The organism is Arthrobacter sp. TB 26, assembly GCF_000427315.1.
Classification (GTDB): Bacteria; Actinomycetota; Actinomycetes; order Actinomycetales; family Micrococcaceae; genus Arthrobacter.
Genome location: NZ_AUPJ01000107.1, coordinates 5,339 through 7,794, shown reverse-complemented (window position 1 = coordinate 7,794; position 2,456 = coordinate 5,339). Strand labels below are relative to the sequence as shown.

Below are 2,456 nucleotides of genomic sequence, written 5' to 3'. Positions count from 1 at the left end.
CCCAGACTTCAGGAGTGACACATGAACACGACCCCCACCGCTACCCCCACGCAGCTGCTGTCCGACGCCGGCGTCTCCATCTGGCTCGATGACCTGTCCCGCAGCCGCCTCGACACCGGCACGCTGCGCACGCTGATCGAAGAAAAGAACGTTGTCGGTGTCACCACGAACCCCAGCATCTTCCACGCGGCCATCACCTCCGGGCATGACTACGACGCCGTCATCGCCGCCCAGGCGGCAGCCGGCGCCAGCGTCGAGGAGACTGTCTTCGCCATCACCACCACCGACGTCGCCGACGCCTGCGACCTCTTCGCCCCGGTGGCCGCAGCCACCAAGGGTGTCGACGGGCGCGTCTCGATCGAGGTTGACCCCCGCCTCGCCTGGGACACTGCCGGCACGATCACCGAGGCCAAGGAACTCTACGCCAAGGTCAACAAGGACAACGTCCTGATCAAGATCCCCGCCACCCTCGAGGGCCTGGAAGCCATCACCGCCACCCTGGCGGCCGGCATCAGCGTCAACGTCACCCTGATCTTCTCGCTGGAGCGCTACCGCGCCGTCATCAACGCCTTCCAGAGCGGCCTCGAGCAGGCCAAGGAGAACGGCCACGACCTCGCCAGGATCCATTCGGTGGCGTCCTTCTTCGTCTCCCGGGTGGACTCCGAAATCGACAAGCGCCTCGACGCGATCGGTACCGATGAGGCCCGGGCCCTCAAGGGCAAGGCCGGACTGGCGAACGCCCGCCTCGCCTACCAGGTCTACGAGGAGCTTTTCTCCACCGAGCGCTGGGCCCTCCTGGCAGACGCCGGAGCCCTCCCGCAGCGTCCACTGTGGGCCTCCACCGGCGTCAAGGACCCGGCCTACCCGGACACCCTGTACGTCACGGAACTCGTGGCCCCCGGCGTCGTGAACACCATGCCGGAGAAGACCCTCGACGCGACGTTCGACCACGGCACCGTCACGGGCAACACGATCAGCCGCGGCTATGACGACGCCAACGCCACGCTGAACGCGCTCGATGCCCTCGGCATCTCCTACAACGAGGTTGTTGCGGTGCTCGAGTCCGAAGGCCTCGACAAGTTCGTGGCCAGCTGGAAGGAACTGCTGTCCGACGTCGAGGGCGCCCTCGCCGCTGCACGGAAGGACGCATAGTCCCATGACCACTCTCAGCTATGACGCCACGGGCGCCGCCCGCCTCGCCCACGAACAGCACCTGCCCGCCCTGCTTGCAGACAAGGTGGCGACGCGGATCTTCGCCAAGGACGCCACTCTGTGGGGCCCCGACGCCGAGGCCGAGGCGTCCGTCCGGCTCGGCTGGGNTGGGTCGAGGCGGCCACCGTCTCCCAGCAGCTCGTCGCGGACATCCTGGCCCTCCGTGACGCCCTGCGCGCCGAGGGCGTCAGCCGGATTGTCCTGTGCGGCATGGGTGGTTCCTCGCTGGCCCCCGAGGTCATCGCCGGAACCGCCGGCGTCGAGCTGACCGTGCTGGACAGCACCGATCCGGAACAGGTCGCCGCCGCACTCGCGGACCGGCTGAACGAGACCGCGATCGTGGTGTCCTCCAAGTCCGGTTCCACCCTGGAAACCGATTCCCAGCGGCGGATCTTCGAGCACGCGTTCACCGAGGCCGGTCTCGATGCGAAGAGCCGGATCATCATCGTCACGGATCCGGGCTCGCCCCTGGACAAGGCCTCCCGCGAGGCCGGCTACCGGGCCGTGTTCAACGCGGACCCCACCGTCGGCGGACGCTACTCGGCGCTCACCGCGTTCGGGATGGTCCCGTGCGGCCTGGCCGGCGTGGACATCCAGGCCTTCCTGGACGAAGCGGAGGAGGCCGCCGAGGTCCTCAACGAGGACGGCGAGGAAAACATCGGCCTCGCCCTCGGCTCCGCGCTGGGCGGCACCAGCCCGCTGCGCAACAAGATCGTCATCGCCGAAGACGGCTCCGGCATCAAGGGCTTCGCGGACTGGGCCGAACAGCTCATCGCCGAATCCACCGGCAAGCTCGGCACGGGCGTGCTGCCCGTCGTCGCCGGGCCCTCCTCACCGGAGGCCACCCTCGGCGCCCCGGACGTCCTGGTGATCCGCCTCGTCGCGGCGGACGCCGACGTCGAACTCGGCGGGAACGAGGTCGCCATCGCCGGCGGCCTGCCCACCCAGATGATGACCTGGGAGTTCGCCACTGCGGTGGCCGGCCGCCTCCTCGGGATCAACCCCTACGACCAGCCCGACGTCGAAGCCGCCAAGGTGGCCGCCCGCGGACTGCTGGACGCCCAGCCGGAACCCACGCCGGCAGCGTTCACCGACGGCGCCATCGAGGTCCGCGGCGGGGACTGGCTCGGCGCCGCAACCACCGCGGCAGGCGCCGTCAGCGCCCTCCTGGGCGAGCTGGGCCCGGACAGCTACCTGAGCGTCCAGGCCTACTTCGACCGGCTGGCCTACGCGCCCCTCGAGGG

At 69.5% G+C, this 2,456-nt stretch carries 1 protein-coding gene and 1 pseudogene (1 of these 2 cut by a window edge); both read left to right on the top strand.

All coding sequences use genetic code 11. The features are described from left to right. Positions 1-21: 21 nt before the first annotated feature. A complete protein-coding gene (gene tal / locus K789_RS0103075; protein ID WP_024365467.1) occupies positions 22-1,152 on the top strand; it encodes a transaldolase in 1,131 nt (376 codons plus the stop codon). Between the two features lie 4 nt (positions 1,153-1,156). Then, positions 1,157-2,456: pseudogene (locus K789_RS22155) on the top strand (glucose-6-phosphate isomerase); it runs 326 nt beyond the window's last position.

What these genes read in the sequence shown, in the direction of transcription:
- tal (WP_024365467.1), top strand. Translation starts at nt 22, where the DNA reads ATGAACACGACCCCCACCGCTACCCCCACGCAGCTGCTGTCCGACGCC.